Below are 17,576 nucleotides of genomic sequence, written 5' to 3' on the forward strand. Positions count from 1 at the left end.
GAAGAGTCTGCTCGAAATAACTTATCTACTCCCTCTAGAGTAACCATGAATTTTTGACAGTTTGATTGCATTAGCGAAAACAGAAAAAAAGCATGAAATAGCAGCCTTTAGACGTGACCTAAATCACAGCATCGAGTAAGATTAGCGACCTTTTTCTGCACCATTTCCTTAAGATGATTTTTATCTTAAGCGCACTTTAAAAGTGGCTGCAAATTAGGCATTTTTAGCTATATTTTTATTTTGAGAGTCAGAAAATTCTGATAACAATTTAGTTAAAAAGACCAAATTCCAACTATAAGATTGAGGTAGTCGATTCATGACATTTGCTTTGGGGCAACGCTGGATAAGCGATACGGAGAGCGATTTAGGTTTAGGTACCGTTGTAGCAATGGATGCTCGAACAGTGACAGTAATGTTTGCAGCATCAGAAGAGAATCGTGTGTATGCACGAACGGATGCTCCCGTAACCCGAGTAACGTTTAATGTAGGCGACGTCATCGAGTGCCAAGAGGGTTGGTCTTTATCGGTTGAGCAAGTGATCGAAGACAAAGGCATTCTGACTTACATGGGTACTCGTGAAGATACTCAAGAAGCGGATGTGACTCTACGAGAAATCTTCTTAAGCAACCAAATCCGTTTTAATAAACCGCAAGATAAATTGTATGCAGGTCAAATTGATCGCATGGATAACTTTGTCTTGCGCTACCGTGCTTTAAGCAACCAATATCAACAACATAAAAGCCCAATGCGCGGCTTGTGTGGTATGCGTGCAGGTCTTATCCCTCATCAGCTTTACATTGCTCATGAAGTGGGTCGTCGTCACGCTCCGCGTGTTTTACTCGCCGATGAAGTTGGCCTAGGTAAAACCATCGAAGCGGGCATGATCATCCACCAACAGGTGTTGTCTGGCCGTGCTGAACGTATCTTGATTGTGGTGCCTGAAACGCTACAACATCAATGGTTGGTAGAGATGATGCGTCGTTTCAACCTACACTTTTCTATCTTTGATGAAGAGCGCTGCATTGAGTCTTTTGCAGAATCAGATAACCCATTTGATACTCAACAATACGTTCTGTGTTCATTGGACTTCTTACGTAAGAGCCGCAAGCGTTACGAGCAAGCTCTTGAAGGTGAGTGGGATCTATTGGTTGTCGATGAAGCACACCATCTTGAGTGGAGCCAAGATAAGCCAAGCCGTGAATACCAAGTGGTTGAAGGCTTAGCTGAAAACACATCTGGCGTACTACTACTGACAGCGACCCCTGAACAGCTTGGTCGTGAGAGCCACTTTGCGCGTCTGCGTCTGCTTGATCCTGATCGCTTCTACGATTACGAAGCATTCGTTGAAGAAGAAGACCAATACGCCCCTGTTGCTGATGCTGTAACGGCATTGTTCTCTGGCGTGAAGCTTGAAAACAGCGCGAAGAACCAAATTACAGAACTTCTGTCTGAGCAAGATGTTGAGCCTCTATTCCGCGTTATCGAAGGCGACAGCAGTGAAGAAGAGCAAGCGTTAGCTCGCCAAGAATTGATTGATAACCTTATGGATCGCCACGGTACAGGCCGTGTTCTATTTAGAAACACACGTGCTGCAATCAAAGGCTTCCCTAAGCGTAATGTAAACCTACTGCCGATGGACATTCCAACGCAGTACACAACCTCGATGCGTGTATCAGGCATGATCGGTGGCAAGATGGCGCCAGAAGCTCGTGCAATGAAGATGCTGTACCCAGAAGAGATTTTCCAAGAGTTTGAAGGTGAAGACTCAAGCTGGTGGCAGTTCGATTCACGTGTTAACTGGTTGATTGAAAAGATTCAAGATAAGCGCAGCGAGAAGATCCTAGTGATCGCGTCGCGTGCGAGTACGGCTCTGCAACTGGAACAAGCTCTACGTGAGCGTGAAGGTGTGCGTGCAACGGTATTCCACGAAGTCATGTCGATTCTAGAGCGTGATAAAGCTGCGGCTTACTTTGCTCAAGAAGAGGGCGGCGCTCAGGTGCTTATCTGTAGCGAAATCGGTTCTGAAGGTCGTAACTTCCAGTTTGCTAACCAGTTGGTGATGTTCGATTTACCGTTTAACCCAGATTTACTTGAACAACGTATTGGTCGTTTGGACCGTATCGGTCAGCTTCGTGATATCGACATTCATGTCCCTTACCTAAAAGGCACATCGCAAGCGATTCTAGCGCGTTGGTTCGATGAAGGTCTGAATGCATTCGCAGAGACTTGTCCTACTGGTCGCACAGTTTACGATAAGTATTCTGATGTACTGATTGAAATGCTGGCTTCTGGTAACACCGAGCAGCTTGATGAAGTGATTGAAGAATCAGCGAAGCTTAATCAAAGCCTGAAATCGGATCTAGAAAAAGGCCGAGATCGCCTACTAGAGATGCATTCAAATGGTGGCGATAAAGCCCATGAGATTGCAGAGAAAATTGCTTCTACCGATGGTGATACTAACCTCGTTTCTTTTGCACTGAGCTTGTTCGATACCATTGGTCTGAACCAAGATGACAAGGGTGAAAATGCGTTAGTCGTGACACCTTCTGAACACATGATGGTGCCAAGCTACCCAGGCTTACCTTATGAAGGTGCAACGATTACGTTTGACCGTGAAACAGCGCTTTCTCGTGAAGACATGAACTTCATTAGCTGGGAACACCCAATGATTCAGGGCGGTATTGATCTGCTATTGAGCGAAGGTGTGGGTGCGTCTGCGGTATCTCTACTGAAGAACAAAGCGCTGCCCGTCGGTACGATTCTACTTGAGTTGGTTTACCTTGTGGATGCACAAGCGCCAAAGCGCAGCGGTATCAGCCAGTTCCTACCTAAGACTCCGATTCGCTTGATGATGGATGGCCGTGGTAACGATTTATCTGCTCAGGTTGAATTCGATAGCTTTAACCGTCAACTCAGCCCGGTAAACCGTCATTTAGCGAGCAAGCTAGTGAACTCGGTACAAGGCGAGATTCACAAGCTAATCGAAGCAGGTGAGACGCATGTACTACCGAAGGTTGAAGAAGTTCGTCAGCAAGCTCAGAAAGATATGCAAACTAACTTGAACGGTGAGTTAGAGCGTCTACAAGCGCTTAAAGCAGTTAACCCTAACATTCGTGATGAAGAGCTAGAGGTTATCGAAGCTCAAATCAATGAACTGACGGGTTACATCAGCAAAGCTCAAGTTCAGCTGGATTCGTTACGCTTGATTGTGGTTTCTCACAACTAGTTTTGAATTAGCTAAATGCTTTAACGAAATAAGGCCTTCATCATGAAGGCCTTATTTGTATCTATAACTTGGTTAAGAGTTTGGTTAAGAGTTTGGTTAAGAGCGTGGTTAACAGTTTGGCTAAGAATTTGGAGAGCAGATTACATCAACCATTTCCACCAAACGAACAGAGCTAAGAAGCCAAATAGGTAAACCAGACCCGCCACAGACAACCATTTTAGCTTAGTGCCAATCGCCAGCGCTTCAGGAAGCTTAGTTTTGCTTACTAAGATGAAGTTGAGCAATGCGAAGAATGGCGTAGTAGCAAAGGCAAGCACCATTGCAAAATCAAGCATTGGCATCAGTGCTGCACTGAAGAACATCACAATCGCCAATGCAGCGATAGAGACAATGATGATCCAGCCTTGCAGCATTCTTGGGCTCGATTCTTTTTTCAATAACAGGCGCTGTGATTCGGCAAGCACGCGTGAGTAACCATCGATAACGGTAATAGTACTGCCAAAGATACAGAAGAAGGCGATAAGAGCGATCAGTGGGCGAGACCATTCACCAATCGTAGAAGCGTAGATGCCGACCAATTGATGGGTGAAGCCAACACCAGAGCGAGACAGTTCAACGCCTGTTCCGTGAAGTACCAGTGCACCTAAAGCAACGAATACCAAAGCAAGCAGTGCCGTACCAATGTAGCCTACGTTGAAATCGAACAGTGCAGACTGAGCGGTCACCTCTTGCTTCTCTTTTTGGCTTTTTAGCCACATAGAGGTGATGCTTGAAATCTCGATAGGCGCAGGCATCCAACCCATAGTGACAACGATAAAGCCAATGGCTGCCAATGACCAAGGTGATGGCGGAACAAAAGCCGCATCAGGTTCAACTGGAGAGCCGATAGCAATGGCGACGGCAGCCAAGGTTGTGATGGTTAGGATCGCCATGATCGCTTTGGACAGCGTATCGAGCGCGCGATAATGGCCAGCGAATAGAATGATCAAGCACGTCGCTAAAACGATCATGCACAGCGTGCTGGTGGCTAAATCAAAAGGAATAAAGTAACTCAGTAAGCTTGCACTGAATAGCAGTAAGGCTGCGGTGTTTACCACGGCGGAAATCGCACTTAGTATCGAAAAGATAACAAGGTAAGGTCGGCCAAGGTTAGAATATCCTTCCACCAAGCTTTGCCCAGTACCAAGGGTATATTGGATGCCGGCTCTAAAGAATGGGTACTTAAATACGTTAACTAAGAGAATCAGTGCGGCTAGTTGCCAACCATAAATAGCGCCAGCTTTCGTTGAAGCGACTAAGTGAGATCCACCGACCGCAGCAGCGGCCATCATGATTCCTGGGCCAAGAGATTTAATCAGGCTTGAAAGTGGTGCGGAGGTTGGTGTTGTGGTGGTTTTAGCCGTACTTTCCATCGTTTTTCCTTTGAGGCTTAGCTCTTATTTTCCGTTACCTTATCAATACCATGTTTCGTAACTTCGTCAACTTTTATGTACAAAAATGTTGAAAATTGTATTTATTAATAAACGAATTGACCGTGAATTATTTATTAACCAGTAATTAAGAGGCTCTAATGGCGTTAGAACAGTACACACCACCACGTGAACCGTGGACTGATATTGTCTATCAAGATGATGATATTCTTGTGGTGAACAAGCCAGCAGGCCTACTTTCGGTACCGGGGAGACTGTCAGAGCACTACGACAGTATGTGGAGTCGGTTGGTTGTGGATTTTCCGGAGATTCAGGTTGTGCATCGGTTGGATATGTCGACATCAGGCTTGATGCTATTGGCTAAGCATAAGCAGGCTGAGCGCCATCTTAAGAAGCAATTCCAATATCGACTGACACACAAACTCTATTACGCGCGAGTATGGGGTTCAGTAGGAGAAGCTGAAGGTTTGATTGATCTGCCGCTTATTTGTGATTGGCCAAATCGCCCTAGGCAGAAAGTCTGTTTTGACGAGGGTAAACCATCACAGACTCGATATATTGTGGAGCAACAAGAGCCTCAAACGACATTATTGAAATTGCTGCCCATTACAGGCCGCTCTCATCAGTTGCGTGTTCACTGCATGGAACTAGGGAATCCAATTGTGGGCGACGAGTTCTATGCAACACCAGAGGCGTTTAATTATAGCGATAGGTTAGCTTTACACGCATGTGAACTGAGTTTTTATCATCCAGCTAACAACCAACTATTCAAAGCTTTCGTGCCATGCGAGTTTTATCCTCAAGCATTGCCACAAATCGAACAGCACTTTGAAATTGCGCCAGAGCTTCCAGACTACAGTAAGCTAAAAGCTTAGAATGACTCAATTGACATAAATTCAAGGACGTACAATGCCGAAGTTGAAAGTGGTCTTTCTCGACAGAGCCACCATCCCATCTCAAATACATTTAAAACCTCTTAGCTTTGAACATCAATGGGTTGAGTATGATTTCACTTCGCCGGAGCAAGTGTCTGAACGAATTGAAGGCGCCGATGTGGTTATCACCAATAAGGTTGTGCTCAACGCTGATAATTTAGCTCAAGCACAACAACTTAAGCTGATAGCTGTTTCAGCAACGGGTGTGAACAATGTCGATGTTGGCTACTGTAAGAGTAACAACATAGCGGTGACAAACGTGCAAGGCTACGCGACTCAATCGGTACCTGAACATGTTATCGCGATGCTGTTTACGCTTAAGCGAAACCTCGTTGGTTATCATCAAGATATCGAGGCTGGCGAGTGGCAAAAGGACAAACAATTCTGCTTCTTTACTCATCCGATTCAAGATGTTGCAGGCAGTACATTAGGTTTAATAGGTAGTGGTGGCTTAGGACAAGCGACAGCAATATTAGCAAAAGCGATTGGTATGAACGTCATCTTTGCTGAGCGCAAAGGGGTAGATTCTTGTCGAAAAGGGTATCTACCTTTTGAGACTGTGTTGCAGCAAGCAGATGCGATCAGCTTACATTGCCCGTTGACCGAAGCGACCCGAAATCTGATTTCGGAGCGAGAGCTAACTATGATGAAACCAAGTGCGGTGTTAATCAATGCTGGCCGCGGTGGGTTAGTCGATGAGCAAGCCTTAGTCGAAGCATTGATAAATCATGATATTGCTGGTGCGGGCATCGATGTGTTCACACAAGAACCCGCAGATACGTCGAATCCGTTATTGGCGAATAGTCACTTACCGAATCTATTATTAACACCACACGTAGCGTGGGGCAGTGATAGCTCAATTCAAAAGCTTTCAGATATTCTGATGGATAACATTGATAGGTTTGCTGATGGGAAGCCGCAGAATATCGTCGGTTAATTCACAGTAAGCGGTTGTAGACTAAGTTCCAGAAAGAAAAAAGGTTGGCTTTGGGCCAACCTTTTTTGATGTTTTTTCTTCAATTCGACTTAGCTAGAAGCTAGAAGCTAGAAGCCATTAGCCTTGCGGCTTAACTACCAATACATTGATTGGTGAATTCTGTACGACTTTACTCGCCACTGAACCCAGTACCACTTTGTCGATTTTCGAGCGCTTATGACTAGGCATCACAATCAGGTCTGCCCCAAGCTTTTCTGCGTAATCTAGAATCGTTGTGTAGGTTTTACCTTCAGCAACGTGAACCTTATAAACCACTTCATCGTCGATGTATTTGTCAGCAAACTCTTTTAGCTGATTTTTCACATCAAGCTTCATTTGATTCGCGGCATCTTTCGGGAAGTAAGATGCAACCATCGACATGTGAATGCCCGGCAATACGTTCAAGATGTGGATTTCAGCATTACTGTGCTTTGCGTGCCATACCGCTAATTCAACAGCTTTGTCAGAAAAGCCTTTGTCGTTAAGATCAACAGGAACAAGGATTTGTTTATACATGTGTTTTTCTCTTTTTTATCAGCGCTTAGTATTGACCAAGCGCTGTGATTATCCTTTCCATGTAATAAAGCCAAATAGAGTTGAGCACTACTTGGCTCTATCCATTACGCGCTAATCTCATCCTTACGAGCACGCCTTCTTTGGTTCATCGCTAAGCCAATTAGAATCAGTAGGGATGGTAAGAATACCCACTCTTTCATTGGTCTTTCTGCGTCTTGGATAACTGATTTAATTTCCCAATCAAAGTCAATGCCAGCCGCTTCTGCTGGGCTACCGAATTCAACCATGTCGACAATCATCTTGCCTTCAGATTTCGTCAGCATTAAGCCCATTGAAGCAATGCGGTCTTCACTTGTTGTCGCAGAATCTTCAAACGGAAGGCGAACCGTCTTCTCAGAATAGTCACCTTCTAAGTTTTCGCCACCCACTCTTAACTCAAGAGATTGTCCCACAGATAGACCTTCTGTGATTTGAGCGATCTCAACTCCAGGTGAAAGAACTTTCTCTGGATAAATCATGTCCCACCAGAAGCCTGGGCGGAAGAAAGAGAAAGTTAGAACCAATAATAGGATCGTTTCCCACCACTTGTTCTTGGTAAACCACCAACCTTGTGTTGCAGCAGCAAAGATAAGTACCGCAGTTACAGAAGAGAAAATAGTGAGGAATAGATGCCACCAAGAATCAATGCCCATCAATAGTAGTTGAGTATTGAAAATGAACATGAATGGCAATATTGCTGTTCGGATATCGTAGGTAAAGCCTTGAATACCGGTTCGAATCGGGTCTGATTTTGCAATCGCGGCGGCCGCAAAGGCTGCCAAACCAACTGGAGGCGTATCATCGGCTAAAATACCGAAGTAGAACACGAACAAGTGAACCGCAATCAGAGGGATGATTAGGCCATGCGCCGCGCCTAAGGTAACAATTACCGGAGCCATCAGCGTTGATACAACGATGTAGTTTGCCGTTGTTGGTAAGCCCATGCCTAGGATTAAGCTGATTACCGCAGTGAATAGCAACATAAGAATGATGCTACCGCCAGAGATAAATTCAACGAAGTCCGTCATTACCAAGCCGATACCCGTCAGAGTTACCACACCTACAACCGTACCTGCTGCAGCTGTTGCTACACCGATACCGATCATGTTACGTGCGCCTGAAACCAAGCTTTCTAATAGGTCAACGAAACCCGCTTTGGTTTGCTCTGCAAGATCGTCCGATTTGTTCATCAGAGTCATCAAAGGACGCTGCGTGATCAAAATGAAGATCATGAATACCGTTGCCCAGAAGGCAGAAAGACCTGGAGAGAATCGCTCTACAGTCAGACACCAAACAAGAACCACGATAGGCAATAGGAAATGTAAACCAGACTTAATGGTTGGGCCTGGATCTGGCACTTCTGTTAGCTCAGCATCAATGTCCATACCGCCTTCAGCCGCATATTTTGCTGAAACTCGAACCAAGGCTACATAAGCGATCAATAGAGCAACGGTAACAATTGGGGTTGCTGCATCGCCAAAGACATCTTTTGTCCAACCGACACCGTAGTAAACCGCAGCACTGATGACACATAGTCCAAGAATGGTACCAGTGAAAGACAGTAGACTTTGTACGATAGTTGGTGTGTGACGACGAGGTAGGCCTGTCATGCCAGCTTTACATGCTTCTAAGTGAACAATGTAAATCAGGGCGATGTAAGAAATAAGAGCAGGCAATAGCGCCGCTTTAATCACTTCTACGTACGAGATGCCCACATATTCAACCATCAAGAATGCAGCAGCACCCATGATTGGTGGGGTTAACTGACCATTGGTTGAAGCGGCTACTTCTACAGCACCGGCTTTTTCACCTGAGAATCCGACTCTTTTCATTAGAGGGATTGTGAAAGTACCCGTGGTAACCACGTTAGCAATAGATGAACCAGACACTAGACCGGATAGGCCAGATGCAACAACGGCTGCTTTTGCTGGGCCGCCTTTCATGTGGCCAAGCAAGGAGAATGCTACTTTGATGAAGTAAGCACCTGCGCCTGCACGCTCTAGCATTGCACCAAACAGTACAAACAAGAATACGAATGACGTTGATACGCCAAGAGCAACACCGAATACACCTTCTGTGGTTAGCCATAGATGTGACATTGCCTTATTAAGGCTCGCACCTTTATGGGCAATCACGTCTGGCATATGAGGGCCGCCAAAGGTGTAAAGTAGGAATACTGCTGCCACAACCATAAGAGGTGGACCTAAAGCGCGTCGTGTTGCTTCAAGCAGTAGAACCATACCAAATACAGCAGCAACAATATCGAATGTTGTTGGTGCGCCTGAACGTTCAGCTAGTTGAGTATAGAAAATATAGATATACGAAGCTGAAAAGCTACCAACCAGCGCTAATATCCAGTCGACCGCAGGAATTCTATCCCGAGGTGAATTTTTCATGGCTGGGTAAGCGGTAAAGGCTAGGAAGATGGCAAACGTAAGATGAATTGCTCGAGCTTCAGTGTCGTTTAAAATTGCGAAGTTAAAAATGAACGGCAGCGGAGAAGCATACCAAAGTTGGAACAATGACCAACATAGAGGCACAAACCATAAAATACGGCCTTGGATACCGCGAGGGCTACGCGCACCAGTGTCTGATTGTGCCACCATTTCTTGCACATCTGGAGACGGTGATGTTGTCTGCGTCATGTACTTTATCCTTATTATTGATGGTCTGCCTTTCTTACGAACAACGAGACGTTATTTATCTCCTATCTAGTGTAGTGAATCGATAGGGAAATGCGTTTTTTGTTCGTCTTTGTCTTAGGCTTGATACGAAGGTAAGTTCGCCAAATTGGAGAAACTTAAAGGTTTGTCTCTTTTCACTTGGGTTATTTTTATAAAACGTGAAAAGCCAATAAGGAGGACACGCCTCCTTATTGGTAGAGTAGGCTTAAAGTAGAGTTACTTTAGAAGGCCTACTTCTTTGTAGTATTTTACTGCGCCAGGGTGAAGAGGGATTGAGATACCCGCTTTAACCATGTCTTCTTTCTTCAGGTTCGCAAATGCTGGGTGCAGGCGTTTGAATGTAGCGAAGTTTTCAAATACTGCTTTAGCAACGTTGTATGCTACTTCATCAGAAACGTCAGACGTTGTTACCATAGTTGCAGCAACACCGAAGCTGTTTACGTCAGCGTCTGTACCACGGTACATACCAGCTGGAACTGTGCTGTATGCGTAGTATGGGTTTTCAGCTACGATTTTGTCGATCTGTGGACCTGTTGCTGAAACCAGTTTTGCATCACAAGAAGTCGTTGCTTCTTTGATTGAACCGTTCGGGTGACCAACCATGTAGATGAATGCATCAATCTTGTTATCACAAAGTGCTTGTGAACGCTCAGAACCTTTTAGTTCAGAAGCAAGCTTGAAGCTATCGTTAGTCCAGCCCATAGCGTCCATTACAACACCCATCGTTGCACGGTCACCAGAGCCTGGATTCCCAATGTTTACACGCTTACCAGCTAGGTCAGACACATTGTTGATGCCAGCATCGGTACGAGCGATGATGTTGAACGGTTCTGTATGTAGAGAGAACATAGCGCGAAGTTTCTTGTATTCGCCCTGATCTTTGAACTTACTTGTACCGTTGTAGCCGTGGTATTGCCAATCCGATTGAACAACACCGAAATCTAGTTCACCAGCACGGATGGTATTAACGTTGTAGATTGAACCACCAGTAGACTCGACAGAACAACGAATGTTGTGGTCTTTGCGGCCTTTGTTCACTAGCTTACAAATAGCACCACCAGTTGGGTAGTAAACACCCGTTACTGAACCAGTACCAATTGTGATGAACTCTTGAGCGTTAACTGCGCCAGCGCCCATTACAGCAGCTGCAATAGCCCCAACTTTAATAAGTTTGGTAAATGCCATGAATTTCCCTTCCTTTATTCATTATTAACCCTGAAACAATTGTAGTCGTTTCTGGAGTTTCCTATTTGGAAACGGCACCTTTTTCAATCCATGTGATGAAAAAGTGGCTGAATAATATCAAAAATTGGCAGAAAATTACTCAAATGTTAAAAGATATAGCTAAAAAATCTAACAAATGACGGTTAGATCTCGTGTTTAATTTGCTATTGAGTTTTTTAAAATCAATGGTTTAGTGGGTTTTAATAGAGGAGGGGATGGATATCTTAGGATGTGATTTGGATCACGAAGCGAATAGATGTTCGTGATCCATTAGTAGCTGTGATGGTTATGAAACTATGACAATTATCCAGCGTATTCAAACAGTTCGCACACTGAGTCAAACAGTTGCTTAGTGGTCACGGACAAGGTTGGAGTAATAAAGATAGTGTCATCGCCTGCGACTACGCCCAGTATGCCTTCTGACTTACCTAATGAATCCAATAAGCGGGCAATAAGCTGCGCAGCACCAGGGCCAGTGTGTATCACAACTAATGCATTGTTGTGGTCAATGTCTAGCACCAACTCTCTTAAAGAGCTTGAAACTGTCGGGACGCCAAGTTCAGCTGGAAGACAGTAAACCATCTCCATTTTTGCATTGCGCGTTCGAACAGCGCCAAACTTAGTTAACATACGCGAAACTTTAGATTGGTTGATGCTTTCAAAACCTTCATGTTTGAGTGCATCGACAATCTCGCCTTGCGAACCAAAACGTTCTTCTTTTAATAATGATTTAAAAGCACGAACTAAGTTGTCTTGTTTTTCTGTATTGCGCATATGTCATTCTTATTCATTAATAAAGATATCTGCATATTCTCGCATACATATTCAATCTTAGCCAAAATATCACGGTAATTTGTTAGTCATATCACTGTAAAAATTTAATAGAATAATGTGTTATTAGTGACGACTTATTTTGTTATTTCAGATGATTATCCCCATAATGCCAACTCGCTGTGTGGCACGGTTTTATTGACTTGCGCGAAGTCGCAAAGCTGGCGTTAATTGATTGTAATCACTTTGTGATTAATATAGTTTTTTAACTTAAATTTAGCTCAAGAATTACTCTACAAAGAATCTATAAGAGAAATCTCTCAAGGAGAATAACAATGAAAGTAGCTGTTATTGGTGCCGCTGGTGGCATCGGTCAAGCCCTAGCCCTACTACTAAAGAACCGCCTACCTGTTGGTTCAGATCTTGCACTTTACGACATCGCTCCGGTAACTCCGGGTGTTGCTGCCGATCTTAGCCATATCCCAACGCCTGTTTCGATCAAAGGTTACGCGGGTGAAGATCCAACTCCAGCACTTGAAGGTGCGGATGTTGTGCTTATTTCTGCGGGTGTTGCTCGTAAACCTGGTATGGATCGTGCGGATCTTTTCAATGTGAATGCTGGCATTGTTAAGTCTCTAGCTGAAAAAATTGCTGTTACTTGTCCTACTGCTTGTGTTGGTATCATTACAAACCCAGTAAACACAACAGTGCCAATCGCTGCTGAAGTACTTAAGAAAGCGGGCGTTTACGACAAGCGTCGTTTATTCGGTATTACGACTCTTGATGTCATTCGTTCTGAAACGTTCGTTGCTGAGCTAAAAGATAAAGATCCAGGCGATGTTCGCGTTCCTGTTATCGGCGGTCACTCTGGTGTAACGATCCTTCCTCTTCTTTCTCAAGTTGAAGGTGTTGAGTTTACTGACGAAGAAATCGCAGCGCTAACAACTCGCATCCAAAACGCGGGTACTGAAGTAGTAGAAGCTAAAGCGGGTGGCGGTAGTGCGACTCTATCTATGGGTCAAGCGGCTTGTCGTTTCGGTCTTGCTCTAGTGAAAGCACTTCAAGGCGAAGAGAACGTGATTGAGTGTGCATACGTTGAAGGTGAAGGCGAGCACGCACCATTCTTCGCACAACCAGTTAAACTTGGCAAAGAGGGCGCAGAAGCGATCCTTAGCTACGGTGAACTGAGCGACTTCGAACGCAACGCACTAGACAGCATGCTAGAAACGCTAAATGGCGATATTGAGATTGGTGTTGAATTCGCTAAATAAGCGATAGATAACTGAACTCTGCTAAAAAGACAGTTAACGAAAGCCGATCATTGTGATCGGCTTTTTTGATCCTTGTATTCAACTCGATCGTAATCTTTTTCTAACCACCAAGAATTAGGGTATTGAACGATGACTAGAGTACAAAAAGGAATGAATGTTAACTATCTAGGCCGCTTGGGTAAGATATTGGTTATCGATGAACAAGAACAGTTCGCTTTGTTTGAGTCTTACAACAGTCATAAGCAATATGCGGTTCCATTGGAAGAACTAGAAGAGATCGAGGCGCAATTACCTTTATCTTTAGAGTCGAGTCGATATTAAAATCCATAATAATATCTAGCAGGATCAAAAAAAGAGCCAACCGGCTCTTTTTTATTGGCTCCTCAAAACCACCGCCTAGGGCGGTGGTGATTGTTCCTTGAGGCTATAGCCTGAAGAAGTGCCCATGTTAGAAGTAACCTCTTATTCACCACAAGTAAGAGGAAACAACCACATGGGCGATTACAGAAGTTCATCACATGTCTATTGGCGTTGCAAATACCATATAGTTTGGACTCCAAAGTACAGATATAAGATTTTGAAAGATAAGGTAGGAAAGGAGCTTTATCGTTCAATCTATATTTTGTGCAATATGAAAGACTGCGAAGTTTTAGAATTAAATGTTCAACCAGATCATGTTCATCTTGTTGTCATTATTCCTCCCAAGTTATCAGTATCGAGTTTGTTAGGAGTTTTAAAAGGCCGAACAGCAATTCGACTTTTCAATAGATTCCCACATATACGTAAGAAATTATGGGGAAATCACTTTTGGGCTAGAGGGTATTTTGTAGATACGGTCGGTGTGAATGAAGAAGTCATTCGGCGATATGTACGACACCAAGATAAGCAGGACATAGAGTATGAACAACAATTACAGTTATTGAAGAACTGATAGCGCGGACGCCCCCTTTTAGGGGGTTATAAAGCAAAACCGCCTTCTAAGAAGGCGGATATTTTTTTATATAGCAGTCTACTTACTACTTAGCTTCTATTTACTTGCTACGTTTTACTGCAAGGTGAGCTAGTGTAGTTAAAGCTTGCTTATATTCTGAATCAGGAAGAATAGAAAGCTCAGCAATGGCTTTATCAGCTTCTTCATAGGCTTTATTGGTCGTGTACTCTAACGAGCCTGTCTCTTTCATTACAGACATAATGTCGTCGAGACGTTCCATACCATTGGCTTTTTCAATCGCTTCACGAATCATGCTCGCTTGGTCTGGCGAGCCATGATGCATTGCGTAAAGCAACGGTAACGTCGGTTTGCCTTCTGCTAGGTCATCACCAACATTTTTACCCATCTCTTTACCATCAGCGGTGTAGTCCATCACATCATCAATAAGCTGGAATGCAGTGCCTAGGTACTTACCGTAGTTTTGCATCGCCGTTTCGATTTCAGGTGAAGACTCTGTAAGAATCGCGCCAATTTGGGTTGCGGCTTCAAACAAACGAGCGGTCTTTGAATAGATCACCTGCATGTAGCTTTCTTCTGTGGTGTCTGGGTTATTACAGTTCATCAATTGTTGAACTTCACCCTCGGCAATCACGTTTACTGATTCGCTCATTAGCTCAAGGATCCTTAAAGATCCCAGCGTCGTCATCATCTGGAATGAGCGGGTGTAGATAAAATCACCAACCAAAACGCTGGCTGCATTACCAAAAGCCGCATTCGCTGTAGCTTTGCCACGTCGCATGTCTGATTCGTCGACAACATCGTCATGAAGCAGTGTTGCTGTGTGGATAAACTCAATAAACGCGGCTGAGGTTATATGAGCCTCTCCTTGGTAACCGAGTGCGCGAGCTGATAAAAGAGCAAGCAAAGGGCGTAGGCGTTTGCCACCACCGCTAACGATATAAAAACCAAGCTGGTTGATTAAACTTACGTCAGAATTAAGTTGGGCTTGAATTGTTTCATTCACTTTTGCCATATCATTGGCAGTAAGCGTTTGGATAGCTTTAAAATCCATTGTTCATCCGGCTGAAGTTAGACCCTGTAAGGCTTATACGTTGTATTTAATTGTTGAATAATACACTAAAAAACGTTGATTAATACATCACTTAAAGGCATCATTGCCGCACTTTTCTTTGGCGAACATGTTTTCGCCAATATTTTAAAAATATGGCTTGTCATAGCGGCATGATTCCCGTAGAATCTGCGCCCTATTGATTAGTTTAGCGCACACCCGAGTTGTAGAATTAACAACCATAGGCTGTGCGGAAAAAGCGGAGTAAAATATGTACGCTGTTTTCCAATCTGGTGGCAAACAACACCGAGTAAGCGAAGGTCAAACACTTCGTTTAGAGAAATTAGACGTTGAAACTGGTGCAACTGTAGAATTTGATAAAGTTCTTCTTGTTGCTAACGGCGAAGAAATCGCTGTTGGTGCACCTCTTGTTGAAGGTGGCAAGGTTACTGCAGAAGTAGTACAACACGGTCGTGGCGATAAAGTAAAAATCGTTAAGTTCCGTCGTCGTAAGCACTCGCGTAAGCAAGCTGGTCACCGTCAGTGGTTCACAGAAGTGAAAATCACTGGCATTAACGCTTAAGTATTAGGAGAGTTTAACAATGGCACATAAAAAAGCTGGCGGTTCTACTAATAACGGCCGCGATTCAGAAAGCAAACGTCTTGGTGTTAAGCGTTTTGGTGGTGAATCTGTTCTTGCAGGTAACATCATCGTTCGTCAACGTGGTACTAAGTTCCACGCTGGCACAAACGTTGGCATCGGTAAAGACCATACTCTTTTCGCTCTTACTGAAGGTAAAGTGAAATTTGCAGTAAAAGGTCCTAAAAACCGTAAGTTTGTAAGCATCGAAGCTGAGTAATTTAATCTTTTATTAGATTATTTATACTAGCTTTCAAGCTGAATTCAAAAGCCCTGCCGATTCGGCAGGGTTTTTTATTTATAGCGAGAATAAAAAAGTAGACGCTCTGGCTTTAGTTTGAGAAGCAGTTGGGTTTTTGATAAACAGTTTAGTTTTAAGAAGCCGTTTGTTTTTTAAGAAACAGAAAGCAAAGAACCTCTCCTTATTTGTTCCTTGGTTGCAGATCGATCTAGATCTTAGGTGATCGATCTAAACACGGATCTGCTAGAATTTATATCACTCCTTGATGAGTGGTAACGCAACGTAAGTGCGGAGTTAAAAAATGAAATTCGTTGATGAAGCATCAGTAAAAATAGAAGCCGGTGATGGCGGTAATGGTACAGTAAGCTTTTGGCGCGAAAAATTCGTCGCTAAAGGTGGTCCTGACGGCGGTGATGGCGGTGATGGTGGTGATGTTTACATTCAAGCGGATGAAAACTTAAACACACTGATCGATTACCGTTTCCAACGTTTTTACAATGCAGAGCGTGGCGAAAATGGCCGCGGTGGTAACTGTACTGGTAAACGTGGTAAAGATATGACCATGAAAGTACCTGTAGGTACTCGTGCTGTTGATATCCACACTAATGAAATCGTTGCTGAAGTTGCTGAACATGGCAAGAAAGTCATGGTTGGTAAAGGTGGTTGGCACGGTCTTGGTAATACGCGTTTTAAGTCGTCTGTTAACCGTGCTCCTCGTCAAAAGACAATGGGTACTAAAGGTGAAGTTCGCGAACTGCGTTTAGAGCTTCTTCTATTAGCGGATGTTGGTATGCTTGGCTTGCCAAACGCTGGTAAATCGACTTTTATTCGCTCAGTATCTGCTGCGAAACCAAAAGTTGCTGATTACCCGTTTACCACGCTAATCCCTAGCTTAGGTGTTGTGAGTGTTGTCCCTGAAAAGAGCTTCGTTGTCGCTGACATCCCAGGTCTAATTGAGGGTGCAGCTGATGGCGCTGGTCTTGGTATTCGTTTCTTGAAGCACCTTGAGCGTTGTCGTGTTCTTCTACACATGATCGATATTTTGCCGATTGATGGTTCTGATCCTATTCAGAATGCACTGACGATCATTGACGAGCTAGAGCAATACAGCGAAAAAGTGGCACAGAAACCTCGCTGGTTAGTATTCAACAAAGTTGATCTAATGCCTGAAGAAGAAGCGGACGAAAAGATTCAAGAAATCGTCGAAGCTTTAGGTTGGGAAGGCGAGTACTTCAAGATCTCTGCTGTAAACAAGATCGGCACGAAAGATCTTTGCTTTAAACTGGGTGAGTTCATGGAGAACCTACCTCGTGAAGTTGAAGCAATTGAAGAAGAAGAAAAAGTTAACTTTATGTGGGATGACTACCATAAAGATGCGATGGCCGGTAAGAATGTTGTTACTGAAGATGACGACGATTGGGATGACTGGGATGACGAAGAAGATGACGGTCATGTTATCTATGTTCGTGACTAAGTCTCAGAGTTTCTTATAAATACTTTGGTCGCTTCTTCTAAAACACACTGATAGTTTTACCAAACCGCAATGAAAATTGCGGTTTTTTTGTATCTAAATCATTATGTCTTGTCGAATTTTAATGCAGAATTTGTTTCTAGATAATTATT

Annotated in this window: 15 protein-coding genes; 9 read left to right on the top strand and 6 right to left on the bottom strand. The window is 43.8% G+C overall.

Features of this window, described 5'->3' with window-relative positions:
• The first annotated feature begins 316 nt into the window (after positions 1-316).
• Positions 317-3,226, top strand: coding sequence for an RNA polymerase-associated protein RapA (rapA, locus tag QWZ07_RS24160; protein ID WP_192854100.1), 2,910 nt, complete (start codon positions 317-319; stop codon positions 3,224-3,226).
• A 140-nt stretch (positions 3,227-3,366) separates the two neighbouring features.
• On the opposite strand, the gene QWZ07_RS24165 is transcribed toward rapA, so the two are convergent.
• Positions 3,367-4,638 carry an NRAMP family divalent metal transporter gene (locus QWZ07_RS24165; RefSeq protein WP_102327024.1) on the bottom strand — a complete coding sequence of 424 codons (1,272 nt, stop codon included), beginning with the start codon at positions 4,636-4,638 and terminating at the stop codon, positions 3,367-3,369.
• 158 nt (positions 4,639-4,796) lie between these two features.
• Between QWZ07_RS24165 and rluA the strand changes: the two genes are divergently transcribed.
• Complete coding sequence (gene rluA / locus QWZ07_RS24170; protein ID WP_192854101.1) at positions 4,797-5,531, top strand: bifunctional tRNA pseudouridine(32) synthase/23S rRNA pseudouridine(746) synthase RluA; 735 nt, start codon at positions 4,797-4,799, stop codon at positions 5,529-5,531.
• A gap of 34 nt (positions 5,532-5,565) precedes the next feature.
• On the top strand, positions 5,566-6,528 hold the full coding sequence (locus tag QWZ07_RS24175) for a D-2-hydroxyacid dehydrogenase (protein ID WP_192854102.1): 963 nt from the start codon (positions 5,566-5,568) through the stop codon (positions 6,526-6,528).
• Between the two features lie 117 nt (positions 6,529-6,645).
• Here the strand turns inward: QWZ07_RS24175 and QWZ07_RS24180 are convergent, their stop codons facing one another.
• From QWZ07_RS24180 to argR, 4 genes are all read right to left on the bottom strand, one after another.
• Complete coding sequence (locus tag QWZ07_RS24180; RefSeq protein WP_029223337.1) at positions 6,646-7,083, bottom strand: universal stress protein; 438 nt, start codon at positions 7,081-7,083, stop codon at positions 6,646-6,648.
• A gap of 104 nt (positions 7,084-7,187) precedes the next feature.
• A complete protein-coding gene (locus QWZ07_RS24185; protein ID WP_065606654.1) occupies positions 7,188-9,767 on the bottom strand; it encodes a TRAP transporter permease in 2,580 nt (859 codons plus the stop codon).
• A 255-nt stretch (positions 9,768-10,022) separates the two neighbouring features.
• Positions 10,023-10,991 carry a TAXI family TRAP transporter solute-binding subunit gene (locus tag QWZ07_RS24190; protein ID WP_017078819.1) on the bottom strand — a complete coding sequence of 323 codons (969 nt, stop codon included), beginning with the start codon at positions 10,989-10,991 and terminating at the stop codon, positions 10,023-10,025.
• A gap of 342 nt (positions 10,992-11,333) precedes the next feature.
• Positions 11,334-11,804: a transcriptional regulator ArgR gene (gene argR, locus QWZ07_RS24195; RefSeq protein ID WP_004735909.1), complete on the bottom strand. Its 471-nt coding sequence runs from the start codon at positions 11,802-11,804 to the stop codon at positions 11,334-11,336.
• 332 nt (positions 11,805-12,136) lie between these two features.
• On the opposite strand from argR, the gene mdh reads away from it, so the two are divergent.
• The 3 genes from mdh to tnpA all read left to right on the top strand — a co-directional run bounded on the left by mdh (position 12,137) and on the right by tnpA (position 14,003).
• The gene (gene mdh, locus QWZ07_RS24200; RefSeq protein ID WP_192854103.1) at positions 12,137-13,072 is read left to right on the top strand and encodes a malate dehydrogenase; all 936 of its coding nucleotides are present in this window, start codon (positions 12,137-12,139) and stop codon (positions 13,070-13,072) included.
• A 129-nt stretch (positions 13,073-13,201) separates the two neighbouring features.
• A complete protein-coding gene (locus tag QWZ07_RS24205) occupies positions 13,202-13,393 on the top strand; it encodes a hypothetical protein (protein ID WP_009847833.1) in 192 nt (63 codons plus the stop codon).
• Between the two features lie 172 nt (positions 13,394-13,565).
• Positions 13,566-14,003 (top strand): IS200/IS605 family transposase, encoded by a 438-nt coding sequence (tnpA, locus tag QWZ07_RS24210; protein WP_192854767.1) that lies wholly within the window; start codon positions 13,566-13,568, stop codon positions 14,001-14,003.
• 100 nt (positions 14,004-14,103) lie between these two features.
• Here the strand turns inward: tnpA and ispB are convergent, their stop codons facing one another.
• Entirely contained in the window at positions 14,104-15,075 is a 972-nt protein-coding gene (gene ispB / locus QWZ07_RS24215; RefSeq protein WP_102281921.1) for an octaprenyl diphosphate synthase, read from the bottom strand.
• Between the two features lie 268 nt (positions 15,076-15,343).
• Here ispB and rplU point away from each other — a divergent pair, with 268 nt between their 5' ends.
• The 3 genes from rplU to cgtA all read left to right on the top strand — a co-directional run bounded on the left by rplU (position 15,344) and on the right by cgtA (position 17,427).
• On the top strand, positions 15,344-15,655 hold the full coding sequence (gene rplU / locus QWZ07_RS24220) for a 50S ribosomal protein L21 (protein WP_004740823.1): 312 nt from the start codon (positions 15,344-15,346) through the stop codon (positions 15,653-15,655).
• Between the two features lie 19 nt (positions 15,656-15,674).
• Positions 15,675-15,932, top strand: a complete 258-nt coding sequence (gene rpmA / locus QWZ07_RS24225; RefSeq protein WP_004735905.1) for a 50S ribosomal protein L27 — start codon at positions 15,675-15,677, stop codon at positions 15,930-15,932.
• 322 nt (positions 15,933-16,254) lie between these two features.
• Positions 16,255-17,427 carry an Obg family GTPase CgtA gene (cgtA, locus tag QWZ07_RS24230; protein ID WP_009847831.1) on the top strand — a complete coding sequence of 391 codons (1,173 nt, stop codon included), beginning with the start codon at positions 16,255-16,257 and terminating at the stop codon, positions 17,425-17,427.
• The last annotated feature ends 149 nt before the right edge of the window (positions 17,428-17,576 follow it).

Origin of the sequence: Vibrio lentus (assembly GCF_030409755.1) — a bacterium.
GTDB lineage: Bacteria > Pseudomonadota > Gammaproteobacteria > Enterobacterales > Vibrionaceae > Vibrio > Vibrio lentus.